The sequence below is a fragment of the Haloferax sp. S2CR25 genome (genome assembly GCF_031624535.1).
GTDB lineage: Archaea > Halobacteriota > Halobacteria > Halobacteriales > Haloferacaceae > Haloferax > Haloferax massiliensis.
In genome coordinates, this window is sequence record NZ_JAMQOO010000016.1 from 39443 (window position 1) to 63025 (window position 23583).

The window sequence follows — 23583 nt, forward strand, 5'->3', positions numbered from 1 at the left end:
GATGCTCAAAACCCTTATCGAGCGGTTCACCAGTCTCGAAGCCAACGATACCGAGGCCGACCAGATTCGAGTGCACGCCCGAAACGTTGCGCCCTCTAGTATCAAACTCGAATCCGATATCACACAGACGGGCGAACGCTGGGCGAAGACGCTGTTCTTCGCGGACTTCCCGGCAGCGGCAACGCCCGGGTTACTCGATATGCTCACGACGCACCCGAGTGCTGACATCGATATCTCCATTCACGCCAGCCCTCGTGAGTCGGAGCAGGCAATCAGGCAATTCGAGCGAGCAATCACGGATCTCGATGCAACAAGGCGAGAGAAAGAGCAGCGTGGCGGTGCCTCACTGGGGGCGACCCAACGCCGACTCCAAGAGCACAAAGAGGTCCTTGCCCAACTCACCGATGGCTCACAGCGGGTTTTCGAGGTCGCGGTCTACCTCACTATTCGTGGGGATACGGACAAAGAGGTCAAAGAGACGACCAATCGTCTTCAGTCAGAGTTGATGAAGAAGCGTCTGGTCACGAAGTCCGTCGATTACACTCAGGACGAGGGCCTTGTGAGTAACAGTCCGATTGCGAAGGACACGCTCCAACAGACGACACCGATGTTAGGCAAAGCTGCTGGTGCGTTGTTCCCCTTCTCTGCGAGTACCCTCATCGAAGAAAGTGGTGTCCTCGTCGGCTATCACGCCACGACCGACGCCCCGGTCGTCATGGACCGATTCGACAGGCAGAACGGCTACAATATCCTCACTGCAGCGAAGATTGGGTCGGGGAAATCGTTCGGGACGAAGCTCCTGAACCTGCGCCAACTCGCAAAGGACCCCGACACAATTCTCATCATGATCGACCCACTGGAGGGCTTCCGTAGTCTCTCTGATGCCCTCGATGGTGAACACATCGTGGTTGGTGGGTCCCGAGGATTGAACCCACTCGAAATCAGGAAGACACCAGCACATGTCCTGCGTGACGTCCCCGACATCGACCCATTCAGCCAGCGTTTCAGCAGTGTCATGGGGTTCTTCGATACGTTCTTCGCTCACGTCGGCAACGGCCTCGACAAGAAAGAACGCGCTGTCCTCGGGACTACTGTTCGAGAAGCCTACCGTCGCAATGGAATCACGTCAGACCCCTCGACACACGGCAATACGAGTCCGACGATTCGCGATGTGATTTCGATTCTCGCCGAGATTGCAGAGGACGCAGCAGCGTTCCTCGACTCGGTCGATACAGACGCGGCTGACCCAACCCAATTGGAAGTCGAGAAGTGGCAGGAACGCGCCGCTGACCTTCGAATGGCGATGCGCCCATTCATGGGCAATGGCGAGTTCTCGAACCTAGCCGGAGAGACCGAGGTCAACATTTCCGGTGAGAAGGTTGTCTACCTTGACCTCCAGCAAGGTGAGGCGGACCGTGAAATTGCGTTGATGATGCAGTTGCTCTTCGACAACGTCTACCAGCGAGCTAAGGAGACAGACAAGCGCGTCATCCTCGCCGTCGACGAGGCGCATTATCTCATGGAACACGAGGGGAGTCTGCAGTGGCTCGACCGTGCTACGCGACACTCTCGTCACTATGACTTGAGCATCCACCTCATCACCCAGGAACTCAAGGACTTCTTCGTCCACCCACGAGCGGAGACCATCGCCAACAACTGTTCGATGAAGATTCTCTATCGGCTTCCCGGCCTGTCCGAAGAGAACCGTGCGAAGCTCGGGTTGACGTCTCGTGAGGCAGAGTTCATCCGTAACGCAAAACCCGGCGACCGAGACCGTGGGTATAGCCACGCACTTGTTTCGGTTGAGGATGAGGGGACGTTCCCGGTCAAAGTAACCGCTCTAGAGGAAGAGGCACAACTCATCGAGACTCCCGACCACACTCAAAACGACGGTCACGGGGTGTAGCTATGCCGGACGATAATCCCCCGCCAGACTACGAAATGCTCGAATCATTTCAGCAGGCTCTGGGGAGAGAGAGTTCTCACTGTGAAGCCTGCGGGAGGGTTGTCGATGGCAACGACATTGGAGATTTTAACATCCTTCTATTGGATGGTAACGTCTTCACCGTTGAGAATCACGTAGTCCTCTGCCGTGACTGCGAAGAGCGTGATGATTGGAAGGAAGCCGTCCGAAAGAAGCGTGCAGAAGAGCAACCACAGCCACCCACATCACTTCGCGGCAAGGCCCAAAACCTGCCCCACATTCTCCAAGACTACCTCACCGATCCAACAGCACGCTTCCTCTTCGCCCGTCGCTTCGGGGTTCTCGCACTCCTTCTCGTCGGGATACTTCTCCTCATCCCCCTGATTGCTGCAGTCATCGGTACTCTGTTCGTTTCCCCAGATACGGGTATGCAGTGGTTCGACCAGTCGATTACAACGATCACTGCAGTACGCTACACGTCCATACCCACACTCGCGTGGGCGTTCACCGGCCTCTTCGGAATAGTCTACTTCACCCATATTGCTGAGCGTGAGCGCAACGACCCCACGGGCTGGGCTGGCGAGTGGAACCCACCGAAGTGGTACGCCCTCGCCGTCTACACTGCTATCGGCCTGTACGGTGCAGTTGTGCTCATCCTCGTCGCGGTCGAAGACGCACCTACTGGGCGACAATTCGGGGCACGAATCCTCTGGTTCGTTGGGTCGCTGGGCATCGCCTACCAGATCAAAGACGCACTCAGACTAGACCTCGTGCGGATGGTCTGGGAACCCCGACGTGAGTTGTGGGAGTTCCCAGCTCGCTATGGATTCGTCCTCGCACTCACAGCTGTTGCCGTCGGTCCCCCAGCCTCACTACCGACGCTCACGACATCACTCCTCACAGCACTCACACCGACCGTGAGTACCGCCTACATTATCGCACGGTTACCCCACGACCGGGTATTTCGAGACAAATGTATCGACGCACAGGACCGCCTGCTTGAGATCTTTCGTATTCGCGACAATGACGACAACTAATCCAGTCAGCCAGCCGTACCGCCCAGACAGTCACACCGCCGCAGGCACCACTCAGAGAGGTGTCCTCGAATGACCCGTGAGTACATTCGAATCACTCCAACCTCTGAGACACTCCAGACCAACAGGATTCCCCCCGCGCTTGAGAGTCTGCACAAGCTCACAGCCGAGCAGCCCTCGTTTACACAGCGGCTAAACCCGCTGCATTCGAGTCCGCTACCGACGTTTGAGTTCCTCGTTTTGAGCGAAGGGACCGATGAGCCGGTTGAGTTCTACTATGGTGCCGACACTCATCTCGATACACTCGAAGAACGACTTACGCGGATTTACCCGTCATCGTTCGATCTCTCGCGGGAGTCTTTCGACGTTGAGTCGAAACTCGTCTCGGATGAGCTGACTCGTGATGACCTTTCGCCACGTGGTGTGCGGTGGAAGGGGTCGAGCATGCGGAAGGATGACTGGATGATGCTGCTCACTCGGAACGATTCCGAGTCACCGCTCGTAGACGATACCCTACCACTCCCACTCGTTTCCCTCGTCGACGAACTCGCAGACGTCGAAGCCCCAATCGCCTTCCAGGTTCTCTTTCAGCGCAAGCCTGATTGGTCACCCAAAGCCGAGAATCGGAAGCTCAACCTCCAGAACCAGACGGATACCTGGATAGACAAAGCCGTCAGCACCGTCTTTACCGACACGCGAACGTTGGCTGAGAAACAACAGCACCTGAGCGATGCCACAACCCAACGGCTCGAAGAACTCGGTGGCAAGAACCCACGTCGTACATTCACTGTCAATCTCCGGGCAGTCGCCGTTCCGCCGACCGACACAGATGAATCGGTGGTTGATGCCCAACTCGATGACCTGAAAACGGTTTTCGACTCGATTGGTGGGGAGTTCTACGAGGTGGAGCGTGAACGCCTTCGAGATAATGGCCGTCGTGAAAGCACGAAACGGAAACACGCACGCAACACGTTCGACCGACTGCTCAATCGAGATCTTGAGACGAGTCGAGGGCAAACCACACCACATTTCATTTGTAATGGCCACGAACTCGCGCAGTTCATCACCATCCCGTCTGGAAACGAGCTGAGCGTAGAAGGCGCACGACGAACGCGCTCTGAACAGGAGAGTCAGAGTTCGCTGCCTTTGCCACACCACGACCACATGTCGAGGTTGCGCGAGGGGATGACGATTGGGTACCCCGTCGACGAAAACGGCACGCCCGAAGACAACCCAGTGTGCATTCCACCCTCTTCGCTGGTCACACACTATCTTCGAGCCGCAACCACTGGTGGCGGGAAATCAAAAGCCCTGCTCAACGACATCCTTTCGGCGTATTCTAACACCGATGGCCCAGTCATCGTCCTCGACCACAAGGGCGACGGGTTGGCAGCAAACTACATGCGAGCCCATGGGAGGCGCTTCGGGATGGACGATCTCGAGGAGAACGTGCTGTATTTCCCAGTCCCCGAGATCTTGCCTGGGTTTTCGTTTTTCGACCTCCGACCGGCGCTCTCGCGTGGCGTACGACGGATAGACGCGGTCAAGCGCAAGGCCGACCAGTACCAGCAAATCCTCGAACTCGTCGTGGGGAAAGACGTTGTTCGGAGTGCAACTACCACTCCAATCCTCATCCAGTCACTCATCACTGCACTGTTTGACGAGGAATACGGCCGTGAGAATGGCACGTACCGAGAACATACAGATTACTTCGGTCACGAACAACTCGAACATGTCTCGGACCAACTCAGAGCGGCCGGCCCACCACATCCGAACGAGGACGCGCTCCCAAAGACGACCGACGTTGCCGCTCGGCGTGAGCTCCGTCGGAGAGTCTCGATGGATCAGACCACATTCTCGAACGTCCTTGATGGGCTGACCAATCGTCTTGGGTACGTCACGCTGAACCCCAACCTTCGGCGGATTTTTGATAATACCGCTCAGCAATTCGACTTCAGAGATATCCTCGATAGTAACCAGGTCATTCTGTTCGACCTTGGGGGGCTAAGCGACGAGTCGGCGAAAATCCTGACCGGACTCATCCTTACGATGTTAGAAGACGCGCTGCGGACCCACGAGGACGACCTGACCCAACGCCCCGACGACTACGTAATCAACCTCATGATCGACGAAGCAGCCTCTGTGGCCGCTTCTCCGGTCCTCAACAATCTCCTCGAGAAAGGCCGCAGCTTCCGGCTGTCGGTTGGACTGGCGATGCAGTTCCCCGAACAGATGCGAGCCGAGGGTGGCCGACGTCTCTATCTGAACTTGCTCAACAACATCGGGACCTTGCTCGTCGGGAAGATCAAGGTCGATCGCGAGTTGGCGAGTGCGATGGCCTTCGAGGAGTTATCCCCCGAGGAATTCGCCAATCGGATTGGGTCGCTCCCACGTGGTGAGTGGATTGCCCAGCTGCCAAGCCCGACGTTCGGCAAGACGGGTCCGTATCCGTTCAACATCGAACCACTCCCGATTCCAGCGGGGCATCCCGAGAGTGAGTCACCACTCACAGGCGTCGAAGAACAGCGATTACAAGATGCGCTCTCTCGGGTGCACGAGCGGACGCAACAAGAGTTCGGCGTTCCGCGAGGGACACCCAAGCCAACGGCGAGGACACCAGACGAGCTTGGTGAACTCCTTGATGTCCATACCGATGATCTGGACGTCGCTATCGCGAAAACCGTCCGAAGTGTGCAACTCCGCCATGGCGTTCGCGATGACAATGAGTGGGTCGGCGTCGAGACGGTCGACAAGACACTTCGAGAGTTGTACGAGCGAGTCGACGCAGAGCCACCCGCCTACGAGGAACTCACCGAAATTCGCAAGCGGTCGCGACTGCTTGACACCACAGTCGATATCGACGCGGACGAACTCATCGTCCGACTCACAGAGGCGGGTGAAACAGAGGCAGAACCAGATACAGGCGAGGTGCGATCTGCTGGTGGACAGGACCACGACGATGCACTCCTCGAAATCGAACAGGCGTTGTCGCCGCTGGGATTCACCGTCTCGATTCTCACCCAAGATGGGAGTGAGAAACCGGACGCGAGAGCGACGCATCCAGACCTCGAAGCTCCGCTCGCAATTGAGGCCGAGACGACAACCCCAAAGAACCCAGCGAAGGTACTCACGAACCTCCAGAAGGCCCAAGAAGAGAACGCAGTTCCGCTCTTTGTGGTTCGACCGGGTGAGACAGAGACCTACTGGGCCGAGCGGCTCGACCGAGTCCTCTCGTCTCCGATTCGTGAACTTGCAAACGGGGAGACCCGATTCTACACCCACGATGTCCCACTCACGTTCAACGGGGGAGCAACCGAACTTGGTGGCGTAACCGCTGTTCGCCCAGTAACCGGGAGTGACGACTCGAAGCGCTCTGTATGGGTGAAAGAGAGAGACCAGATTGTTTTCCGAGATGGAACTGGGACAGAGCATCTCCGTGTCTCTACGTGGGACGAAGTGACGAAAGATCGCGTGCCAGCAACCTACAGCTACAATCGTCCAGTTGAAGAGTATCTCGTCTATGAGCGTGGGGAGATTCACGCCTATGAGTCAAAGGACGCGTTTGAGGCAAAGTGGGTGAAAATAAATAAGCCGTTCATCCCAGCAGAGGAGTTACTGAACCCGACGTACGACACGGACAGCTACGCAGTCGTCATTCTCAGTGAGAATGATGAGCCGGTCGTCTATGATGAGGGTTCAACGAAGCCACTCGAGACGCTCCTTGCGAGTACCGAGCAGTCAGATGTAGCCTCTGAAGAGATTCAGAATGCAGACTGGAAAGATGATTCCGATGCTGTTGTTCAGCAGTTTGTTTCCAATTGGTTAGTCGAAGAGGAGGGCAGTTCGGTCCCAGCTGCAGACGTCTACTCGACGTATGAGACGTGGGCCAAGCAACACGAAATCTCTCCTGATTCACCGAGTTGGTTCAGTCGACGTCTCAGTAATCAGATAGCATTTGAACGGGCAACTGAGCGCCATGACGGGGAGGCGATTCGGTGCTACAAGGGGATTTCACTCGCAAATCGGAGTGTCGACAATGAATTCTGAAATCGGGGAGTTTACGCCTTCAAACGCCACTCTATCGCATTTCGAGATGGCGTTACGCCAACTGGCAGTTGCGATTCGCGAGAATCCGCAAAAACGCAAGACAGCGTGGCGTTACGGCAAAGCCAAGAATGCCGTAACACTGGCCCCTATTCAAGAAAATGCCGTACATGGCGTACGACCGCATCTCAGAACCTCTATTGCTCATTTAGTGGTTCTGTTACGGCAAAAAGCAACTAGTATAGATGGGGGGTATGCCGGTGCAAGTGAGCGAAGCGAACGCAGGGAGATTTTTTCTGGCGCCAAACTGGGCGCGGCCACCATGGAAGTAAACCAATGACGAAAGAAACTACCACATTTGTGACACAGGAAACACCCCCACCAGAACTCGTCGAGCGAGACCAGTGGGTATGTTGGCGAAGTGAGAAACGAGACGGAAAGAAAACGAAGATCCCGGTGTTCCCTGGAGATGGCTCATTCGCATCGTCGACGGACCCAGACACATGGTCAGATTTCGAAACTGCACGTTCGTTTGTCGAAGCGAATCGGGCAGATGGAATCGGCTTTGTGTTCACCGCCGAGGACCCAATCGTCGGCGTCGACTTGGACGATTGCCGAGACCCAGAGACGGGCGACACTGACGAGGACGCGCAGGACATCATCGACCGACTCGACTCTTACACGGAAATCTCACCATCAGGAACAGGATACCACGTGCTCATCAAAGGAGACCTCCCCGACGGACGGAACCGACGTGGGAACATCGAGCTGTACGACACCGCTCGCTTCTTCACCGTCACTGGCGACCGCGTCGACGACACGTCCGGACACGTCAAACGCCGACAGGACGCGCTCGAAGCGATTCACCGTGAATACGTCCAACTACACTCAGAGAACAAAGACCCCGAACGTGACGAACATACGAGCGTCAGGGACGACGCCAAAACCACACCCCAAGTCGACCTCGAAGACGACGAGTTACTGAAGAAAGCAAAGAACGCCTCGAACGGCGCGAAGTTCGAACGCCTGTGGAACGGGAACACCGCTGGCTACGACAGCAACTCGGAGGCAGACATGGCGCTGTGTTGTCTGCTGGCCTTCTGGACTGGGGGAGACACGGCACAGATGGACACGTTGTTTCGACAGTCGGGACTTCTTCGAGCGAAATGGGACGAGGTGCACTATGCCGATGGGTCGACGTACGGCGAGAAGACCATTGAGCGGGCGACCGAGGCGACGTCAGATTACTACGACCCCAGTCCAAGAAACGAATCGACGCAGTCGAAGCTAGAAACCACCGACGTGGATACAGACGAACCCAACCGTCAGAACGCCTATCTCCTCGAGAAGAACCAATTGTTGTCTACCCGTGTCAGCGAACTTGAGGTGACGATTGAACAGAAGAACGAGCGTATCGAAGCACTCGAAAGGCAAGTCGAGGACCTCAGTGCAGAGCCTTCGGGCCAGAGCGACGAGGATGGTCGTGGACAAGGACAACGAACCGGTGGCACCGAAGACAAATCAGACAAGACGTCGCTACTCGGACGAACGAGACGCTTGTTAAGCGGGAACTCTGAGTAGCATCAGATAGCTGTCTCCGTTTTATAGCCCCGTCAGGGGTGACGGGGCAACTTGTGTGCCCTGGAGACAACGCATGCATTCCGAGCAACAGCAACACCCACGTAGCAACGAGAGGCCACTGAGTAGTTCGAACCAATCCAACTCCCCGTGGTCAAACCTCAAGCTGACTGTCCCAAACGACCGCCACCACACTTCGATTGTCGCGTTCGTCGAGTGTGTTCTCGTCGAACTCACTCACGAGGATGTCGGTGCAGAGTACATCTCATCGAACGTGTGGGGAACAAAGCGAACGCAGTTCATCGCAGCTGATGACGTTGCAGAGATGTTCTGCAAGCGCCATTACGACGAGCGTCTCGGGTGGCATGAGACGACAGTCAGCCGGGAGTCCGTGCGCAACGAGTTGGTCAATCGGCTTTCGCAGACGGATTCGCTTGCGACCGACCGTAGTCACAGCGTTCCTGTTGAGGCGAGCGACGTGTTCAGTGTGAGGCCGGTGCGGCAACTCTACAATCGGCGATCTTAACCAACAGGAGGTAACGACTCCCCGAAACTGTTGGTTAAGACAGCCGTACTACTGTCTTCTGTCGAAAACATCTATACTGTGACACGAACTGTGTGACACAGACAGAGGATGAGTTCAGCACGACGAGTTTGTTCATTTCACCTGCTTTCTCCTGACTCATCCGTTAGAAAGGGAGTGCGAACCTAACAATTTTACTTGCATTATCCATGTTGTCCAGTATGACCCTCCAGATGTTTTCCGTTGACTCTGTTGATTTAACTGAAACGAGGATGTTCATTCTTGCCTCTGTACAAGCTGTCTTGACTGCTATTCTATTTGGCTTGATTTTCTTCCTCGTGGCTGCGACTCGAATTGCCACTCTCGACCCGGCTCCTGAGTCAGCCATTCTCTCGATACTACTCGGTGCTGTTCCAGCGGTAGTATTCGGGGCAGGTTTTCCCTATCTCGTTCAGCGTCGTGAGTACTTTAATCGGCTAAATGATTCATTTCCGGCCAGATTAGTCGGGACTTTGCTCATGCTTGGGACGTACGTTGGTCTCTTTTTCTACCATCCCGCAACGAGTCTCATCTATGCGGTTGTATATCTGCTGAGTCGAGTTACCATCCTTGTCGGAATCTATGGTGGCTCTCGAATCAAAGCGATACTTGCATAGTCTGTATCTGTCATTCTGCCTGCTCACCAGACTGCGATAGGCCAGTGACCGACTTGCGCGCTGTATTCAGCACGGTCTCGACAAACTATCAGCGACTGGGGGCTTCAACAGAGCCCAAAACCCGGTTTTTCAGGGACGAACAGTACATGACGACTGCATTGACTCGTGTTCTCATCGTGTTCTTCTTTAACAGTCTCATGTTAAGCCAAACAACTGTTACCCCAAACACTCTTTACTGATTCGCTGTAAACTGTAATCAACACAGAGAACCCATGTCACGTACCTCAAAGCAGAACACAGGTGACATCGTCCGTGACTTCCTCTCGGTCGCGAACCTCCTCGAAGAGCCACAGCTGGCTCAGTTATATGCATATCTCGCTCGCAATGAGGAGACCCCAGTCAAAGACGTGATGGACGCCCTCGGTCTCGCACAGGGGACAGCCTACACCTACGTCAATCGGCTCGTTGACGCTGGTGTTGTCGAGGTTGTCCGTGATGAGCAACCCCGGATGTACGCTGCCCGTCCGATTAATCTGACCGTGACCGCTGATGGTGACCGTGAGTATACGATTACGCCGGCGCTGATCGATGCGGTCGGCCGCCGTGAGACCAACAGCGACATCGACACGTACATCCACCGTCACGGGGTGGCTGGCCTCGCGACGGCACTCTCTTACGCTGTCGCCCGTGAGCGTGGGGAGGTGACGCACCGCCTGATGGCCCGTGATCTCGACATCTCGCCACTTGCGGCCGAAATCGTCCTTCAGGCACTCCGACCCGTGGTCCTCGAACATTTCGACGTCGAAGTGTCGGGTGCGTCACTGGCGGATATCGAAGGTGTTGACGAGGACGTCGACGACGCGTGACTGCTATTCTGAGTACCTATTCCTCGAAGTAAGAGTTGTATCCTCATCCACGCAAGAACAGGTATGTCTAACAGCGAGTCACCAGACGACCCACCACCCTTCGAGGATGCATTTCGCGGTGACGACGTCGAACAGCGCGTCTACGGGACGGTCCACCAGACACGTGAGCCGACAACAACGAGTACGATTGCCAAACTCTCCGACTGTGATCCGAAAACCGCTCGGAAGTACCTGGGCTGGTTCAACAACCTCGGCATCGTGACGCGCCGTGACGGCCACCCGGAGACGTACGAGCGCAATGACGCCTACTTCGAGTGGCGTCGAATCAACGAACTTGCCGCTGAACACTCCTCCAAAGAACTCCAGCAGTGCGTCAAAGAGCTGATCACTCGTATCGCCGAATACGAAGACACGTACGATGCTGCTACACCAGCGCCTGTCGACGCCATTAGGGCTTCCGAAGAGAGCGGCGACCGGACCATCGACGACGTGTACAGTGACCTTGGTGACTGGGCGACTGCTCGCAAAGAGCGCGAGCGATATGAACGCGCCTGCCAGCAACGTGCAAGCGCCGAAACCGAATAGGCATCTGTGTGGGCACTTGCTGTTTCGCAATTATTCGCCGCGAAGCACTCAACCTGCTTCGTTCCTCCAGTGGCCGGGAAAAATCACAAATGTGTGCTATAGACAAGATATATGTGCCAAGACCGCGAACGGACGAGTATGACTGACGATGGTCCGCCGACGTTCGACGCGTCTGAGCAATGGCGTACGGACCGAACGACCTTCCAACGTGTCTACGATATCCTCGTTGGGACGGATAACCCGGCGTCTGCACAGCAGCTTGCAGAGTGGGCAGACTGCTCCGAGAACGGTGCCCGCCAAGCACTCCAACAACTGACCGAGATGGGCATTGCAGAAAAAACCGACACACGGCCTGCCACCTACAAACGCAACACTTCGTACCTCCGATGGAAGCGAGTCGAACAGCTCGCCCGTGGACACAGCCCGAGTGACCTTCGTGCACGGGTTGAGGAACTCATCGAAGAGGATCAGAGCTTCCAAGCAGAGTACGGCGTTCCAGAGCCGGACGCTGTGGTCACGACTGAAAATGTGGTAGATGACCACGAGGTTCTTCACCAGCAGTGGGAGGACCTCTCTGAGTGGCGGACCATCCGTCGTGACATTCAGGTCATTCAGCAAGCAGTCCACCGGGCAGAGTCAATGCGTGATGACCGAGCGCGAGTCTGACCCGTGACGGAACGGACAGAAGGCCCAAGCGGCCCACTCGACATTCCGACGCTCAATGTGGTGGCACAGCGGGCAGCGACGCACCCACTCATCACCGAGTGGCAGTTTCGGCCAGACTCGCTCAGTCCACGTGTCCTCGAACTTCGAATTGACCCCACTCAGTATCCAGAGTCGATTAGTGATGTTCGACTCGATATCCGATGGTTCGAGGGTGGAGCGTATTCGTTCCACTATCTGGAGACTACGTCGAGTGAAACGTGGCAATGTCGATGGGACCGACATCCAAAGCCACACGCTCCAACTGCTCACTTCCATCCTCCTCCGGATGCAACTGAAATTGTTGAGCCATCACCGATTGAAGAAGAACACCACCTATCGGTTCTGTTTGCCGTTCTGGATTGGCTCGAAGAGCGAGTTATTGAGCATCACGACAGCTAGTACTGCTTGCCAACACATGAGATGGCACTCTTGCTGTTCCGGTATCGACATCTACTCAGAACAGAGAGTGCCCGTTTCGAGTGTTCTACCGGTTCATAGAACGGGGTTTCTAATTAGTTAGTTCAGTTTGAGTTCGCCGTTTGGAGCGCGTCACTCTGGACGACAAACGTGGTCCAGTACACATTGTCTTGATATTGTGTAAGGTATGACCCGCTCAGGTCACCTTCGCCGTCCTGGTCGAGTCCATGAGCCTGTTCGTGCCCTCGGAACCGGTCGGCGAGTGCTACAAGTGCATCAGACGGCGTCTCGTCGGGGCCGACAGTGTACTGTCCGTCTGCAATTGCCTTTTCGACGATCTCTCGCTGGGCCTCTGGAAGCCTTGAAAGTTCGAATGTAAACCGCTCGCGCATCTGTTGGCCGTAGTCGGCGGCCGTCGCTACTTGTTCAGCAGTGTATTGATAGGTGTTCAGCGTCGTGTCGTAGGCGTCGTCGACGACCCATTCGGCTTCAGTCCCATCGTCCCAGGTTATGTACGAGTACTCGGACTCGGGAACGAGGACAGACTGCTCGCGCTCGGTGTCCGTATAGAGGAACGTCGTTCCGATACCGACCGGGTCACCATTAGCGAGCCCATGTTCAGCAAATTCTTGTTGATCAACCTTGGGGAGATCTGCGAACTGAATGGCTTCTGCCTCGATCACTGAGTCTGTGACGATATCCACTTTCACGGAATATCTGGTGGCTAGCGTTTCCTCGACCACTTCGTACGATAGCTCGTATACCCCCTCTTGGTAGGCAATATGTTGCTGCTTGGGGAGTGGCGGCCGGGTTGCCTTCGTTTTCGTGCCGCCATCGAGGATGCGGTCGAACAGTTGGGCCGTTGCGTCGTTGCCTTCCGCTGGACGGACTGTATAGAGTACTTTCGTCGGGAGTTTCGCGTCTGCGATCGTTGTCAGTTTGAGTCGTGCTGTTGGGGCTTCCGCGACGGCGTTGCTACCACTGAACCCACCGGGACTGGTACAGCCAGCGACTATTGCGGGGAGAGACGAAGCGGTGGCCGCGAGGAGGGCGCGTCGGCGCATACTCAAGACCTGTCAGAGATGCTGGAAAAGCTTTGTGTCGCACAGAAGAGGGCAGTCAAAGCTCCGGGAGTGGTGGAGTGAGTTAGATAGTTACTCTTTGAAAGCCCCCGGACGCTCGACGATCGCGACTCGCTGCGCGTCTCGTCCCTGCGGTGCTTGCGTCGTCGGGGCACGCCGAGCGTCCGGCCCCTTTCGATCCCACCCGTGGTCTGTTGTGGAGTCAACAATGCACGTCGGTAGTCCGGTGTGGTACGAACGGCACGCCCCGCTCGCCGCCCTGTACCCTCCGTGCTCACGACTCGCGTTGCTCGCTGTTCGCGACGAGCCGCTCCTGTTAGTCGCGTCTCGCTTCACTCGCACCTTCCCGGTGCGCCAGCACCAAGCGCGCTGTCGGTCACGACGCCCTCGTAGACTCGGTCGTCGGACGCGAAACCGGCTTGTGTGCTGGCCGCTCGCTCCGGGCAGGCCAAGGCGCGCGGTGCTGGCTGTTGTCCCATCGTCGAGCGCACGCCTTCCGCGCCCGCAGGGCGCGGTGAAGGCGCGAAAGGCGTGCGCAGAAAGAGTTGGTCTGTTGTGAGAGAGCCACGGCTGGAGAGTCGTGGTATCGGAAGAAGACGCTGAGTAGGCGCCTCCGAACTACAATGAGTACTAAGAAGCAAATCGGTAATGAAGTTTCCCACTCCGAACACCCCCGAGCAGTCGTCGACGACGTAGTTGGTGAGACGCCTGAGTTCCGACCCACAGTTGAACTCGAAATTCAAGCTAAAGTTGACCTGAACAATCCGGAAGCGGTTGGACGGGGACTGACCCTCGCAGAGGAAGAGCGGATGGAAGCGTGTGAGTGGGAGATTGAGCAGACGAAAACCCGGTGGGACCGGAGACAGACGTCGAATCGTGAAAAGCGGACGGCGACTGTGGCAGAACAGATGAGCATCGAAGCAACGAGAGAGTTCAAGAAGCGTGCCGGGTGTGTGAATCGGTGGGCCGACCCCGATGAGGCAGACCCGCGTGAGCAACTTTCGAGAGAAGAATTGGGCGAAGTGAACCGAGAGGCAGCTCGAATGCAAGCGAAGCTCGAAGGATGGTCGAGAGCGGCGATTAGTCGGCGGTTGGCCGAGAAGGTCGCAGATGGGAAGTCGATGATGAGCACGGTGGTGGGTGCTTTCGAAGAGTTGCAGCAGGCACCGGGACGGGTGATTCCGATTGCGGCGGTCAGTGAGGTGAGTCGTCGTGAGGTGTCTATCTCTGGAACTGTGACACAGTTGTGGGTGTCGTCGAATTCGGCGATTCAGCAGGTGGGACTCATCGAGGACGAGACTGGGAGAACAAAGTTCACTGTCTGGTCCAAGTCGAGAAAACCGGTTGTGAGAGAAGGCGAGCGTGTGACGATGCGGAACGTCGCGAAGAGTTGGTACGGTGGACGCGTCTCGGTGGCTGTGACGGGATGGTCCGAGCTAAGTTTCCCAGAGCGCGAGGCGTGGTGGGCTGAGTAGGCGTCGTAGGCGGCTGTTTTCTTTTTGTGACTCCACTCTCCCGACCCCTCCTCCCCACCCACCGCTCCGTGCTCGCGCCGGCGACGCTGTGCGCGCAGCCACGACCTCATTGACTCGTAATACTGGCTCTGTTGAAGCCCCCAGTAGTTGATAGGCTTCTGTGGCCGTGCTGAATAGAGAGCGCGAGTCGGTCAACCCACCATTTGAACTATTCTGAAGCAAGCACATCAAAGTCGATAGCTAAGACAGGCGATGACCCGATAATCAAGAACCGATACGTACCGGGGCGTAGCTCAGAGTGAATCTTCCCTGCTTGCTTTTCGAGGCCCGTTTTTGAGAGTTCAACGCTCTCTTCGAGAGTGCTACCGGGAGAAAGTTCTGTGGCGCACGCTTGGTAGTACCTTTCGCCAGTCCACGCGACCTCTTGCCACTCTCCCTCTGAGCGTTTCTGTAAGGCCCACGGATTGTTGCATCCGAGGACTGTCCTCGAATCGCCTGTATTGGTCACCTGAAACACTACTTCATCACCAAGTTTGATGGTGTCTTGTAGAACTTCGAGATATTGGTGTCTTGTAGAACTTCGAGATATAGGTCATCACGCTCGTAGACCACACGTTCGTTTTTTAGATACTTGGGTCGAGGTTTGCTGGTCACTTTCATTGCGCCAACCCCAGCAAGTGTGGCACCACCTACACCGAGTGAAGCCAACAACGTCCGCCGTTTCATTGTGCTTCTATTAATGATTAGACTGTAAAATGTCTCGGTAATGTTAAACAGTGGTTTGCCCAATACACCCTCTGAGTGTTGCACGCACCTTCTGACACCACTCGGAGAGGTTCTGCGGCCGTGCTGAAGAGCGTATATTCCGCAACTGGTTCACCTTCCGTAGCGATTCGTACGAGATATCAGGACTTCCAAGAATCGGAGTTTGAGAGGACAGAGCTATAGCATTATCCGTGCTTAATGTTTGTTGGTTAATATGAACCCCGATCGGCTCATCTGGTATACGATGCCCCTCGCAGTGGTTATGGCAGTTATTTCACTCGGTACTTTAGCGGATTTATACGTGGTTGGCCGTCTTGAAAATCGAGTGGTCATCCGAGCAATACCATTTATCTGTGCTGCAATCGGTGTAATTGGAACTCTTCTGTTCTATATGATAGTTGTTGGACATTTCACTAACCCGAACTAGTGAACCTATGCTGTACTCATCCTCTGTCCGTGTCACGCCGGCTTCTGACAGAAACTGTGGATTTTCAGCAGCCTCGATAAACGCTAACTCGGCAGAGCACCTAGTGACCTCACTTTCTTAGCGCCTCGATGGGCGAGGCGCTCTCACCTGGGCGCTTCAAAGTACCATGTCTGAATCCCTACTTGCAAGACTCGACCCAACGAAGCGTGTCCTGAAACGAGCCCAGTACGAGGCATTCGAATTCTCGTTATTCGGTGGCGATGTGCTTGTCCGCAATGCGAGCCATGCCGACCCCGAGAACCACGAATACAACGTACGAATCGTCGACGGCGTACCGGAAGCGTGTGAGTGCCCAGCGGACGAAAAGTACAATGGACCATGCAAACACCGGGTCGCCGTCGCAATTCGACGTCCGATCCTCGATGCCGTCGAGCAAATGCAGATGGTCGCAGACGGAGGTGTAGTGAGCAACGAACAACCGGAAGCTGAGGCTGAAGATGACTCAAAATCTGAAGACTGCGACTGCGAGATGTTGGATGATGACTTTCCTTGCTGGGCGTGTGTAGATAGTGGCAGGCGCGAACTCCCGAACTAAGCGGGCTTAGAGTCAACCTGTGTCAATTGATGAGAATCCTTTTATTAAATAGATACTACTGACACTTGCAGTTGTCAGAGGCACACCACTGGCTCGGTCAACATCTCGTGTTGACTTGCTATTCTTGTTTCGAGCCCAGCCCGTCCGTATCGATTAAGGAACAGAGGAGTGGTTTCCTTGCTCTGCTTTGGTAGACTCTCTGTACGGATCTGTGGAAAGGGGGATAGTTATGGGTTCGCCGATCACGTCAACAGCCCCGGGGGCAGGGGATTGGGGCTGTTGATGGCACGCGATTGGCTGGTTTCTGTCTGTTGGGAGTAGGGGGGCACCGCAGGACCAGACAGACAATCCTACGGGCATAGAGCCTAGACGTCGACAATCCTATCCATTCGGTTGGTGTCAATATACGCGCCGTTCGCGTTGCTGAGGTGCCTGTCGAAATTCCCTGTCTGGGTCTGGACCTGCTTGAGTGACTCTGTTGAAATTGTCAAAGTCTGACAGAAGTGGCGTGACACAGACAGAGGATGTATCTTTCACCGCTTGATTCCAAATCCCACCACCACAGTTCCAGCTAGTGCAAGAAGGATTCCAAATCCTAGCAGAAAGTCTAATGCTTCAACCGTCCCGAGAACTGTGAGGAAAATCGCGACCAGCGTCATCTGAGTCCCCGCAAATAGGGCTTTCAAGTTTGGTTCGTCTTTACTCATATAGGAAGCAATTCATGAAGAAAACAAATCAGTTCTGTTTGATTCAACCGCTGTTGATAGATGCAGGAGAAATACAACATACGCGCTCTGTATTCAGCACGCTCTCAACAAACTATCAGTGACTGGGGGTTCAACAGATCTCTCTGAGTTGTTTTTGCCCCTAAGGGGTGCGGGGCGCACAAAGAGTGCCTTGCAGATGACCAATGGCAACGAGAGATATCTACGAGAGTGGCTTCGATGAGGATGTACCGGCTAACACGAACAACGCCTGCCCAGATTGTGGCGGCTACGTGAGAACGAACACAGCTGAGACGGTTTGTGACGATTGTGGGTTGGTTCTTTCAGAATACCAGATAGACCATGGGCCAGAGTGGCGGCTCTTCTCAGCGGACGACGAGGCTCAAAAGAGAACGGGTGCTCCCCTGACTCCAACACGCCATGACCGTGGCCTCTCATCAGAAATTGGCTATAAACGAGATGCCACAGGGCGGACTCTTTCCGGGAAGAAACAGCAGCAGGTTGCCCGGATGCGTCGTGAGCAGTCCCGTGGACGATTCCAATCGAAAGCTGAAGCGAATCTCGCTCACGGATTGGGTGAAGTACGTCGGATTGCAGGCGCTCTTGAGTTGTCTGAATCGACTCGTGATCAGGCTTGTCGACTCTTCCGGAGTGCTCAAAGTGAGGACCTACTTCGTGGTCGGTCAATCGAGGCAATTGCAGCAGGTTGTGTCTATGGGGCCTGCCGATGTAATGCCGTACTTCGAACGCTACCCGACGTTGCGGGATTAGCGCGTGTTGAGCGGTCGAGGGTGACGAACGCGTATAAAACCTTGAATACAGAACTTCGCCTTCCAATACAGCCAATTCGTCCGAGTGAGTTCGTTCCTCAACTTGCATCTGAACTCGAAATCCCAGAGAACGTTCGTCGACGAGCACGTGATTTAGCCACGAATGCAGAGGTTGCAGGTCTCACGACAGGTCTCAATCCATCTGGATTTGCAGGTGCGTGCCTATACAAAGCGAGTAGAGATGCAGATTTACACCTCACACAGTCAGAAGCCAGTCAAGCAGCGAACGTGTCCGTAGCAACGATTCGAAGCCATCGAGATACACTGAACGAGTTCGATAGTCTAGCTACAACTGCTACCGAAAGTTCATGTCTTGAACAACCATCGGGTTGAAACATGAGTGGACATCAATCCGGGACGATTCATTTTGAGTCTTCAGCGGAGGTTCGCGATTTTGTAAGCGAGCAGCTTGGTGACTACCGGTCTGTCGCTGAGCAGTACGACACGTATGAGGCTGCAACTGCTATCCGTGCTGATTTCGATCTCTGCCCGTGGAGCATTGCAACGCAGTTCGAATCTCCCGTTCCGTTCGACGAATTAGCTGGCCCCGATCCGACTGACTCGGTGAACCATTTGGCTACCCTGTGTCTTGAGGAAGTGATTGCTGAACTATTGGGCTAGGATAGCTGAGGGTTCAGACAATCGATTCGCGAAGAGCCCAGATATCTGTGGTGGGGTCTAAGTTCGAAGGTTCGGCACCTCGTGTGGTTAGAATTCCTGCATGGTACAGCATCGCTTTGAGTTGGAATACGGTCGGGGAGTGGTATACATTGCCGTCAGAGAGTGCTGATAGCTGTAATTCACCATCTGCATTCAGTACCCGACTTCTCACTGCTTCAGTCCCTTGGATGAACAACTCAATCGTAAACGAGGGATGCAAATGGTGGAGATACTCAATGAGTTGCGGAAGAGTTGGTTCTGCAATATAGTCTTCGTGCATTCGTTGAATTTCTTCGACGAGTAACTGCGTCGCTGGGTAGGCATAGACGACTTGGCGAGTCAGCATCCCCCACTTGGGTGCAATGTCGCAGAACCGCTTCTGTGAACGTTTCCAGGTCTCGAAGGTCTGAAGGGCTGCGTCAACCGACCCGTACTCTCTCAATGCAAACCGAACGACTTCCTTTCCAAGTGGAGTTAGTCGGGTCTGATTCGGATACTCTTCGATGAGGTCCAGGAATTCCGCACCCTTTTGAGAACCATCAACCGCCCTCACAACATGTGTTGAGAGAACTTCCTCAGTCGGCTCTGGATGATACACAGCTAGTGGATATGCGAGGTAGTTTTTGGGATGGTTGAGTCCGAATGATTTGTTCGCAACTCCCTGTGCACTTGCCTGAAAGCGAATTGCGTTCGTTTCTGTCGTTGTTTGGTTCCCGACGAGGCGAGGGGCCTCTAGCGTAGAGACATCACCATCTGTGTAAACTCCAAGAACGCCGACGTTGAGTTCACGGGCGAGGGTTCGAGCAGACTGAGAGATTGCTTTCGCAGGTGCAGCTACGTACACAGCATTGGCTTCGTTAAGTCGGTCATACGCTTGGATAACTCCACGCTCGACGTCGACATGACCGTGGCTCGTGTAACCTTTCGCCTCTACAGCCACAAGAGGGGGTTCATCGTCGAGCCGGTCAACCGCCAAGAACTCGTCATCAAGTACCCGTACACCAACAAGGTCGGGATAGCCGGAGCCGACTCGCACGTGGTTGAACGGTGCGAGTTCATCTTTGATGTGAGGGTCGATTGATTCGCTTGCGAGCCATTGTTCAGATGAAAACTGGGTGTCGACGACGACGTATCCCTCGTTGAGTCCCTCCGGGAAGAGACGGCGCTTTGTGTGCGCGAGGACACGCGGTTCGGTCAACGATTGCGCCGTACTTGCCATGTGATATCCTGTTTTGGTGAGGCAGCACATGAATATTCAGCTTTCCCAACATCAGAGTGGATTCCGTTTGAGCAACTGCCTCAACAAAATTCGAATGTCTCGAAACAGTAGTACTCCTTTGTCCTGGTTTCACTGATAGTTTTTCACCCCTGGAGGGGTGCGGGGAACTCTCCCGTCTGATTCGAGATGGCATCCAAATCATCGACGACTAGTTGCATCGCTCACCGAACGACAGATGCTCGACAAGCCAACTATATCGCGTTCCTCCACCGTGTTCCATTTGCACTAGACGCATTTCGACTCGGCTTTGTCACTGGCTTTCGTGAAGATTGTAGCTACCAACAACAGCAGTTTCTTGATTGCAACCTCCCGGTTGGGATGCTCGACAACAACTTCCGGAACCCCGACCTTGAGCGATACGTTGACCGTTTTTTCGAATACGAACCTCAGGTCGGTGTAATCGGTGATGCGTACGAGGTTGACGAAGTTGGTGGGTACGTTGCTGCTGCTCGTGAGATACAAGCGAGTTACCCGGAAGCAGAGTTGGTAATCGTTCCAAAGTGCCGTCAGGCAATCGACGCTGTCCCTGAGGACCTCATTGTGGGCTACTCCAGGGGATACGCTGACCGACTCGCCCACGATTTTTCAGACCCAGTAGATTGGCGGGGACGACGTGTCCATATTCTTGGGGGAAGCCCAACTAAACAACTGAACGTCATTGACCAACTTACGTGTCCAACTCTGGCGGGTGATCCTCCAGCAGATATTGTCGGCCTTGACTGGAATGGGCTCCACCGTGGAGCACAGTTCGGAGAGTTCTGGACTACAGAGGGATGGGACGACAGCGGTCGTGATGCTGAGTTCGTGACGGTGAGAAAGACCGTGCGGCATGGGCTTGGACAGGTTCGAAAATTTTGGGAGACACAAGGTGTCTGGCCAGAATCTCAATCTCGGGAAGGGCCAGATAATTTCGTGTACAACGGGCCGGTCCCGACGGACTTGACAACTGAGGCTTGTGCTGACTGTGAGACGAATGTTTGGAAGACTGAGCGTGGTCCGTATGTTGCTGAGTATGACACGGGGACGGTTTGTGGATACTGCAGCTATGATTGCTATTTCACTCACCGACATCAGAACAATCTTGAGGAACTCGATGGTGAGCAAAGCGTGTACATCCCTTCTGTTTGAGATTTTTGTTAGCGCCGGCGATGAGTGCCGGCGCAATGGGTCGTGAGACAGTTGGAGAGCGACTCAGAGCGCCAGCGAGATAACAAAATGCACCAGATAATCTACGCGCTCGTAGAGGCATCGACGAGGGACGAAGCACTCGCAATGGGCCGATGTGTCTTCGACCGACTCGTGGGTGTTTCACCCGAATACGGGGCCGTTTTCGACTACTACGTGACGTTCGACGACGATTCGACGAGCGTCGCTGGGAAAGCACGCTGGGGAGAGCTACCCATCGCGGAACCAATCGATTCAGACAGTGGCCAAGAGTTGCTTGAACGTGGTTGGGAGGTGACGAAACAAGAGTTCGAACGGAATCTTGAGCGAGTCCGAGAAGGGATTCAGGACCTCAACACCGAGGAAATCATGCGCGACAAAGAGTTGATTCGACACGCCTGCTACAACCTTGGCGCGTACCGGGGGCCGTCGCTCTTCTTGTACGGTGTCCTTGAGTCCAACGAGCAGATGTGGATTATCCCGGTGGACGTCCACTACTAAACTAAGAATCGCCCGACAGAACAGGCACTACGAACTTAACCAACAGGTCCAGCCACTACCGATTTTGTTGGTTAAGATGATGACGGACCTACTGACTCGGTGAGTCCCGAGTGAATTTTTTCACCCCCAGAGGGGTGCGGGGCGGCAGAGTCCCGCAGGTGACTCCCTGTGTCCATTCACGACTTCTCCGGAGCGACCAGCGACAGCACGACAGATGCCTACACTGACGCCCGGCAGGCGGAGTACGTGGCGTTCCTGGACCGCATTGCCGTTTGCTATCAACGCGTTGAACCTCGGCTTTCTCACGGGCTTTCGAGAGGATTGCAGATACTAGACTTCTTTCGAGACTGTATTCTACCTGATAGCGCTGACCGATTTCGACCACGTCTAGTTGGGTATAATCTGAACCACCTCAAATTATTTCTATATTGGGCGTATAGAGGTAGTCATGAGTGATAATTCGAGCCGAAAATGGACCGAGGCATTGTCGGCGGCCGAGCGTGTCGAATCTGTTGCGCTCACCGTAAGTGAGCCTCGGACGGCAAATTGGGTCGCTGCAGAGGCTGAGGTGGCCCACGAGACGGCCACAAAGTACCTCAAACGGCTCACAGAAGACGGGAAATTGATTGCGGACTCACGAGGTCAGCAAACCACATACGAGCCCGATCCCATCGGTCAGTATCTCATTGAGATGCGCGAACTCTACGAAAACCATTCGCCCGATGAACTGGCTTCGAGTCTTGAAAGTATGAACGAGCAGATTCGCACGTGGAAGTCTAAGTACGACGTTGAGACGCCGAATCAACTACGCGCAAGCCTTGGAGATGCAGAAGACGTTGTTGATGAGCGCGAACGCCGTCAGGCTGCACGCGAATGGGATCACCTCGCGACGCGTCGCCGTCTCGTTGAAGATGCACTTCGACTGTACGACCGGTTCCCCGGTGAACCACGCTCTGCCTCCGCATGAGTGTACCAGGCGAAGAAAACCCGGCTCTTTATCGAACACTCAAAGACATCTTGGAGCGGCAAGCTGAGGTTGTCTCAGTCTGGTTCGAACCGGACGCGATCCAGAAACGGTACTTAGCTTGTGAGATCGACCCACAGCGTGTCGTCCCATCAAGTGGCCCCGAACCGCCGAGGCTTGAGATCCATTGGAAGCTCAGGCCCCCACACGACGAGTTCAGGATTGATTACGCTGATCCCAATTTGGACTTCCACTGCGGCTGGCACCAAGACGAGGATCACAATGACCTCGGTACAGCCCACTTCCAGTTCCAAACCGCTTTGATGGAGACACCACACCACGAGGGGATCGTGTTCAAGACAGAGTCTCCTCCGAAAATTCTCTGGAAGTGTTGTGAAGAACTCTTCGAGGATGTAATTCCCACATATACGTCAGACCTTTAGTCAGTATCTCAGAATAGCTGCTGATCCACAGCTTGCGTCGCTGTGGTCGATTCACTGATTATGCGGTAGACGACAACTGAGATTTTATCATCCCCCAGTTGGGTGCGGGGCATTTCCTATGTGATGTCTCGTGAGTAACTGATGTCAACAACTGATGAGCTTGTGGTGTCGTTCGACGACTCCAACACCCGACGTGACGAGATGCACAGTACTATCGGTAGTTCCCATCACGTCAACTGATCGCCACGACTGTCGTGGTTAGATCCTCAGGAAGCGTCTGGATGGGTGTTGATGATGTGTTTATACCATCCAGACACCGTTCTTACGGCCTCTGACCTTGA

The 23583-nt window shown here is 54.8% G+C and carries 22 protein-coding genes; 18 read left to right on the forward strand and 4 right to left on the reverse strand.

Annotated elements, in window-relative coordinates; genetic code table 11:
• Window position 1: 1 nt before the first annotated feature.
• The 9 genes from NDI65_RS20895 (at window position 2) to NDI65_RS20935 (ending at window position 11876) form a co-directional block, all read left to right on the forward strand.
• Window positions 2–1906, forward strand: a complete 1905-nt coding sequence (locus NDI65_RS20895) for a transfer complex protein (RefSeq protein WP_310894276.1) — start codon at window positions 2–4, stop codon at window positions 1904–1906.
• A gap of 2 nt (window positions 1907–1908) precedes the next feature.
• Complete coding sequence (locus NDI65_RS20900; protein ID WP_310894277.1) at window positions 1909–2961, forward strand: hypothetical protein; 1053 nt, start codon at window positions 1909–1911, stop codon at window positions 2959–2961.
• A 69-nt stretch (window positions 2962–3030) separates the two neighbouring features.
• The gene (locus tag NDI65_RS20905; RefSeq protein ID WP_310894278.1) at window positions 3031–7005 is read left to right on the forward strand and encodes a conjugal transfer protein; all 3975 of its coding nucleotides are present in this window, start codon (window positions 3031–3033) and stop codon (window positions 7003–7005) included.
• A complete protein-coding gene (locus NDI65_RS20910; protein ID WP_310894279.1) occupies window positions 6995–7342 on the forward strand; it encodes a hypothetical protein in 348 nt (115 codons plus the stop codon). Before NDI65_RS20905 ends, NDI65_RS20910 begins: the two co-directional genes overlap by 11 nt.
• Window positions 7339–8583: a hypothetical protein gene (locus tag NDI65_RS20915; protein ID WP_310894280.1), complete on the forward strand. Its 1245-nt coding sequence runs from the start codon at window positions 7339–7341 to the stop codon at window positions 8581–8583. Before NDI65_RS20910 ends, NDI65_RS20915 begins: the two co-directional genes overlap by 4 nt.
• Window positions 8584–9324: 741 nt before the next feature.
• A complete protein-coding gene (locus NDI65_RS20920; protein WP_310894281.1) occupies window positions 9325–9759 on the forward strand; it encodes a hypothetical protein in 435 nt (144 codons plus the stop codon).
• 272 nt (window positions 9760–10031) lie between these two features.
• Window positions 10032–10625 carry a helix-turn-helix domain-containing protein gene (locus NDI65_RS20925; RefSeq protein ID WP_310894282.1) on the forward strand — a complete coding sequence of 198 codons (594 nt, stop codon included), beginning with the start codon at window positions 10032–10034 and terminating at the stop codon, window positions 10623–10625.
• Window positions 10626–10688: 63 nt separating this feature from the next.
• Window positions 10689–11210, forward strand: a complete 522-nt coding sequence (locus NDI65_RS20930) for a sugar-specific transcriptional regulator TrmB (protein ID WP_310894283.1) — start codon at window positions 10689–10691, stop codon at window positions 11208–11210.
• A 138-nt stretch (window positions 11211–11348) separates the two neighbouring features.
• Window positions 11349–11876 (forward strand): hypothetical protein, encoded by a 528-nt coding sequence (locus tag NDI65_RS20935; protein WP_310894284.1) that lies wholly within the window; start codon window positions 11349–11351, stop codon window positions 11874–11876.
• A 560-nt stretch (window positions 11877–12436) separates the two neighbouring features.
• On the opposite strand, the gene NDI65_RS20940 is transcribed toward NDI65_RS20935, so the two are convergent.
• Window positions 12437–13396 (reverse strand): hypothetical protein, encoded by a 960-nt coding sequence (locus NDI65_RS20940; RefSeq protein ID WP_310894285.1) that lies wholly within the window; start codon window positions 13394–13396, stop codon window positions 12437–12439.
• Between the two features lie 641 nt (window positions 13397–14037).
• Here NDI65_RS20940 and NDI65_RS20945 point away from each other — a divergent pair.
• Window positions 14038–14889: a DNA-binding protein gene (locus NDI65_RS20945; RefSeq protein ID WP_310894286.1), complete on the forward strand. Its 852-nt coding sequence runs from the start codon at window positions 14038–14040 to the stop codon at window positions 14887–14889.
• Between the two features lie 208 nt (window positions 14890–15097).
• On the opposite strand, the gene NDI65_RS20950 is transcribed toward NDI65_RS20945, so the two are convergent.
• Window positions 15098–15406, reverse strand: a complete 309-nt coding sequence (locus tag NDI65_RS20950; protein WP_310894287.1) for an immunoglobulin-like domain-containing protein — start codon at window positions 15404–15406, stop codon at window positions 15098–15100.
• Window positions 15407–15868: 462 nt separating this feature from the next.
• Here NDI65_RS20950 and NDI65_RS20955 point away from each other — a divergent pair, with 462 nt between their 5' ends.
• Together NDI65_RS20955 and NDI65_RS20960 are read left to right on the forward strand one after the other, a co-directional pair.
• A complete protein-coding gene (locus NDI65_RS20955; RefSeq protein ID WP_310894288.1) occupies window positions 15869–16081 on the forward strand; it encodes a hypothetical protein in 213 nt (70 codons plus the stop codon).
• A gap of 166 nt (window positions 16082–16247) precedes the next feature.
• Window positions 16248–16676 carry an SWIM zinc finger family protein gene (locus NDI65_RS20960; RefSeq protein ID WP_310894289.1) on the forward strand — a complete coding sequence of 143 codons (429 nt, stop codon included), beginning with the start codon at window positions 16248–16250 and terminating at the stop codon, window positions 16674–16676.
• 533 nt (window positions 16677–17209) lie between these two features.
• Here the strand turns inward: NDI65_RS20960 and NDI65_RS20965 are convergent.
• Window positions 17210–17383: a hypothetical protein gene (locus NDI65_RS20965; RefSeq protein ID WP_310894290.1), complete on the reverse strand. Its 174-nt coding sequence runs from the start codon at window positions 17381–17383 to the stop codon at window positions 17210–17212.
• 203 nt (window positions 17384–17586) lie between these two features.
• On the opposite strand from NDI65_RS20965, the gene NDI65_RS20970 reads away from it, so the two are divergent.
• A complete protein-coding gene (locus NDI65_RS20970; RefSeq protein ID WP_310894291.1) occupies window positions 17587–18564 on the forward strand; it encodes a transcription initiation factor IIB family protein in 978 nt (325 codons plus the stop codon).
• 3 nt (window positions 18565–18567) lie between these two features.
• Entirely contained in the window at window positions 18568–18852 is a 285-nt protein-coding gene (locus NDI65_RS20975; protein ID WP_310894292.1) for a hypothetical protein, read from the forward strand.
• Between the two features lie 13 nt (window positions 18853–18865).
• Here the strand turns inward: NDI65_RS20975 and NDI65_RS20980 are convergent, their stop codons facing one another.
• Complete coding sequence (locus tag NDI65_RS20980; protein WP_310894293.1) at window positions 18866–20110, reverse strand: hypothetical protein; 1245 nt, start codon at window positions 20108–20110, stop codon at window positions 18866–18868.
• A 186-nt stretch (window positions 20111–20296) separates the two neighbouring features.
• On the opposite strand from NDI65_RS20980, the gene NDI65_RS20985 reads away from it, so the two are divergent.
• From NDI65_RS20985 to NDI65_RS21000, 4 genes are all read left to right on the forward strand, one after another.
• Window positions 20297–21298, forward strand: coding sequence for a DUF6610 family protein (locus tag NDI65_RS20985; protein ID WP_310894294.1), 1002 nt, complete (start codon window positions 20297–20299; stop codon window positions 21296–21298).
• Window positions 21299–21385: 87 nt separating this feature from the next.
• A complete protein-coding gene (locus NDI65_RS20990) occupies window positions 21386–21835 on the forward strand; it encodes a hypothetical protein (protein WP_310894295.1) in 450 nt (149 codons plus the stop codon).
• 448 nt (window positions 21836–22283) lie between these two features.
• The gene (locus tag NDI65_RS20995; protein ID WP_310894296.1) at window positions 22284–22802 is read left to right on the forward strand and encodes a hypothetical protein; all 519 of its coding nucleotides are present in this window, start codon (window positions 22284–22286) and stop codon (window positions 22800–22802) included.
• Window positions 22799–23242 (forward strand): hypothetical protein, encoded by a 444-nt coding sequence (locus NDI65_RS21000; RefSeq protein WP_310894297.1) that lies wholly within the window; start codon window positions 22799–22801, stop codon window positions 23240–23242. The genes NDI65_RS20995 and NDI65_RS21000 overlap by 4 nt, the downstream gene beginning before the upstream one ends.
• Window positions 23243–23583: the final 341 nt, after the last annotated feature.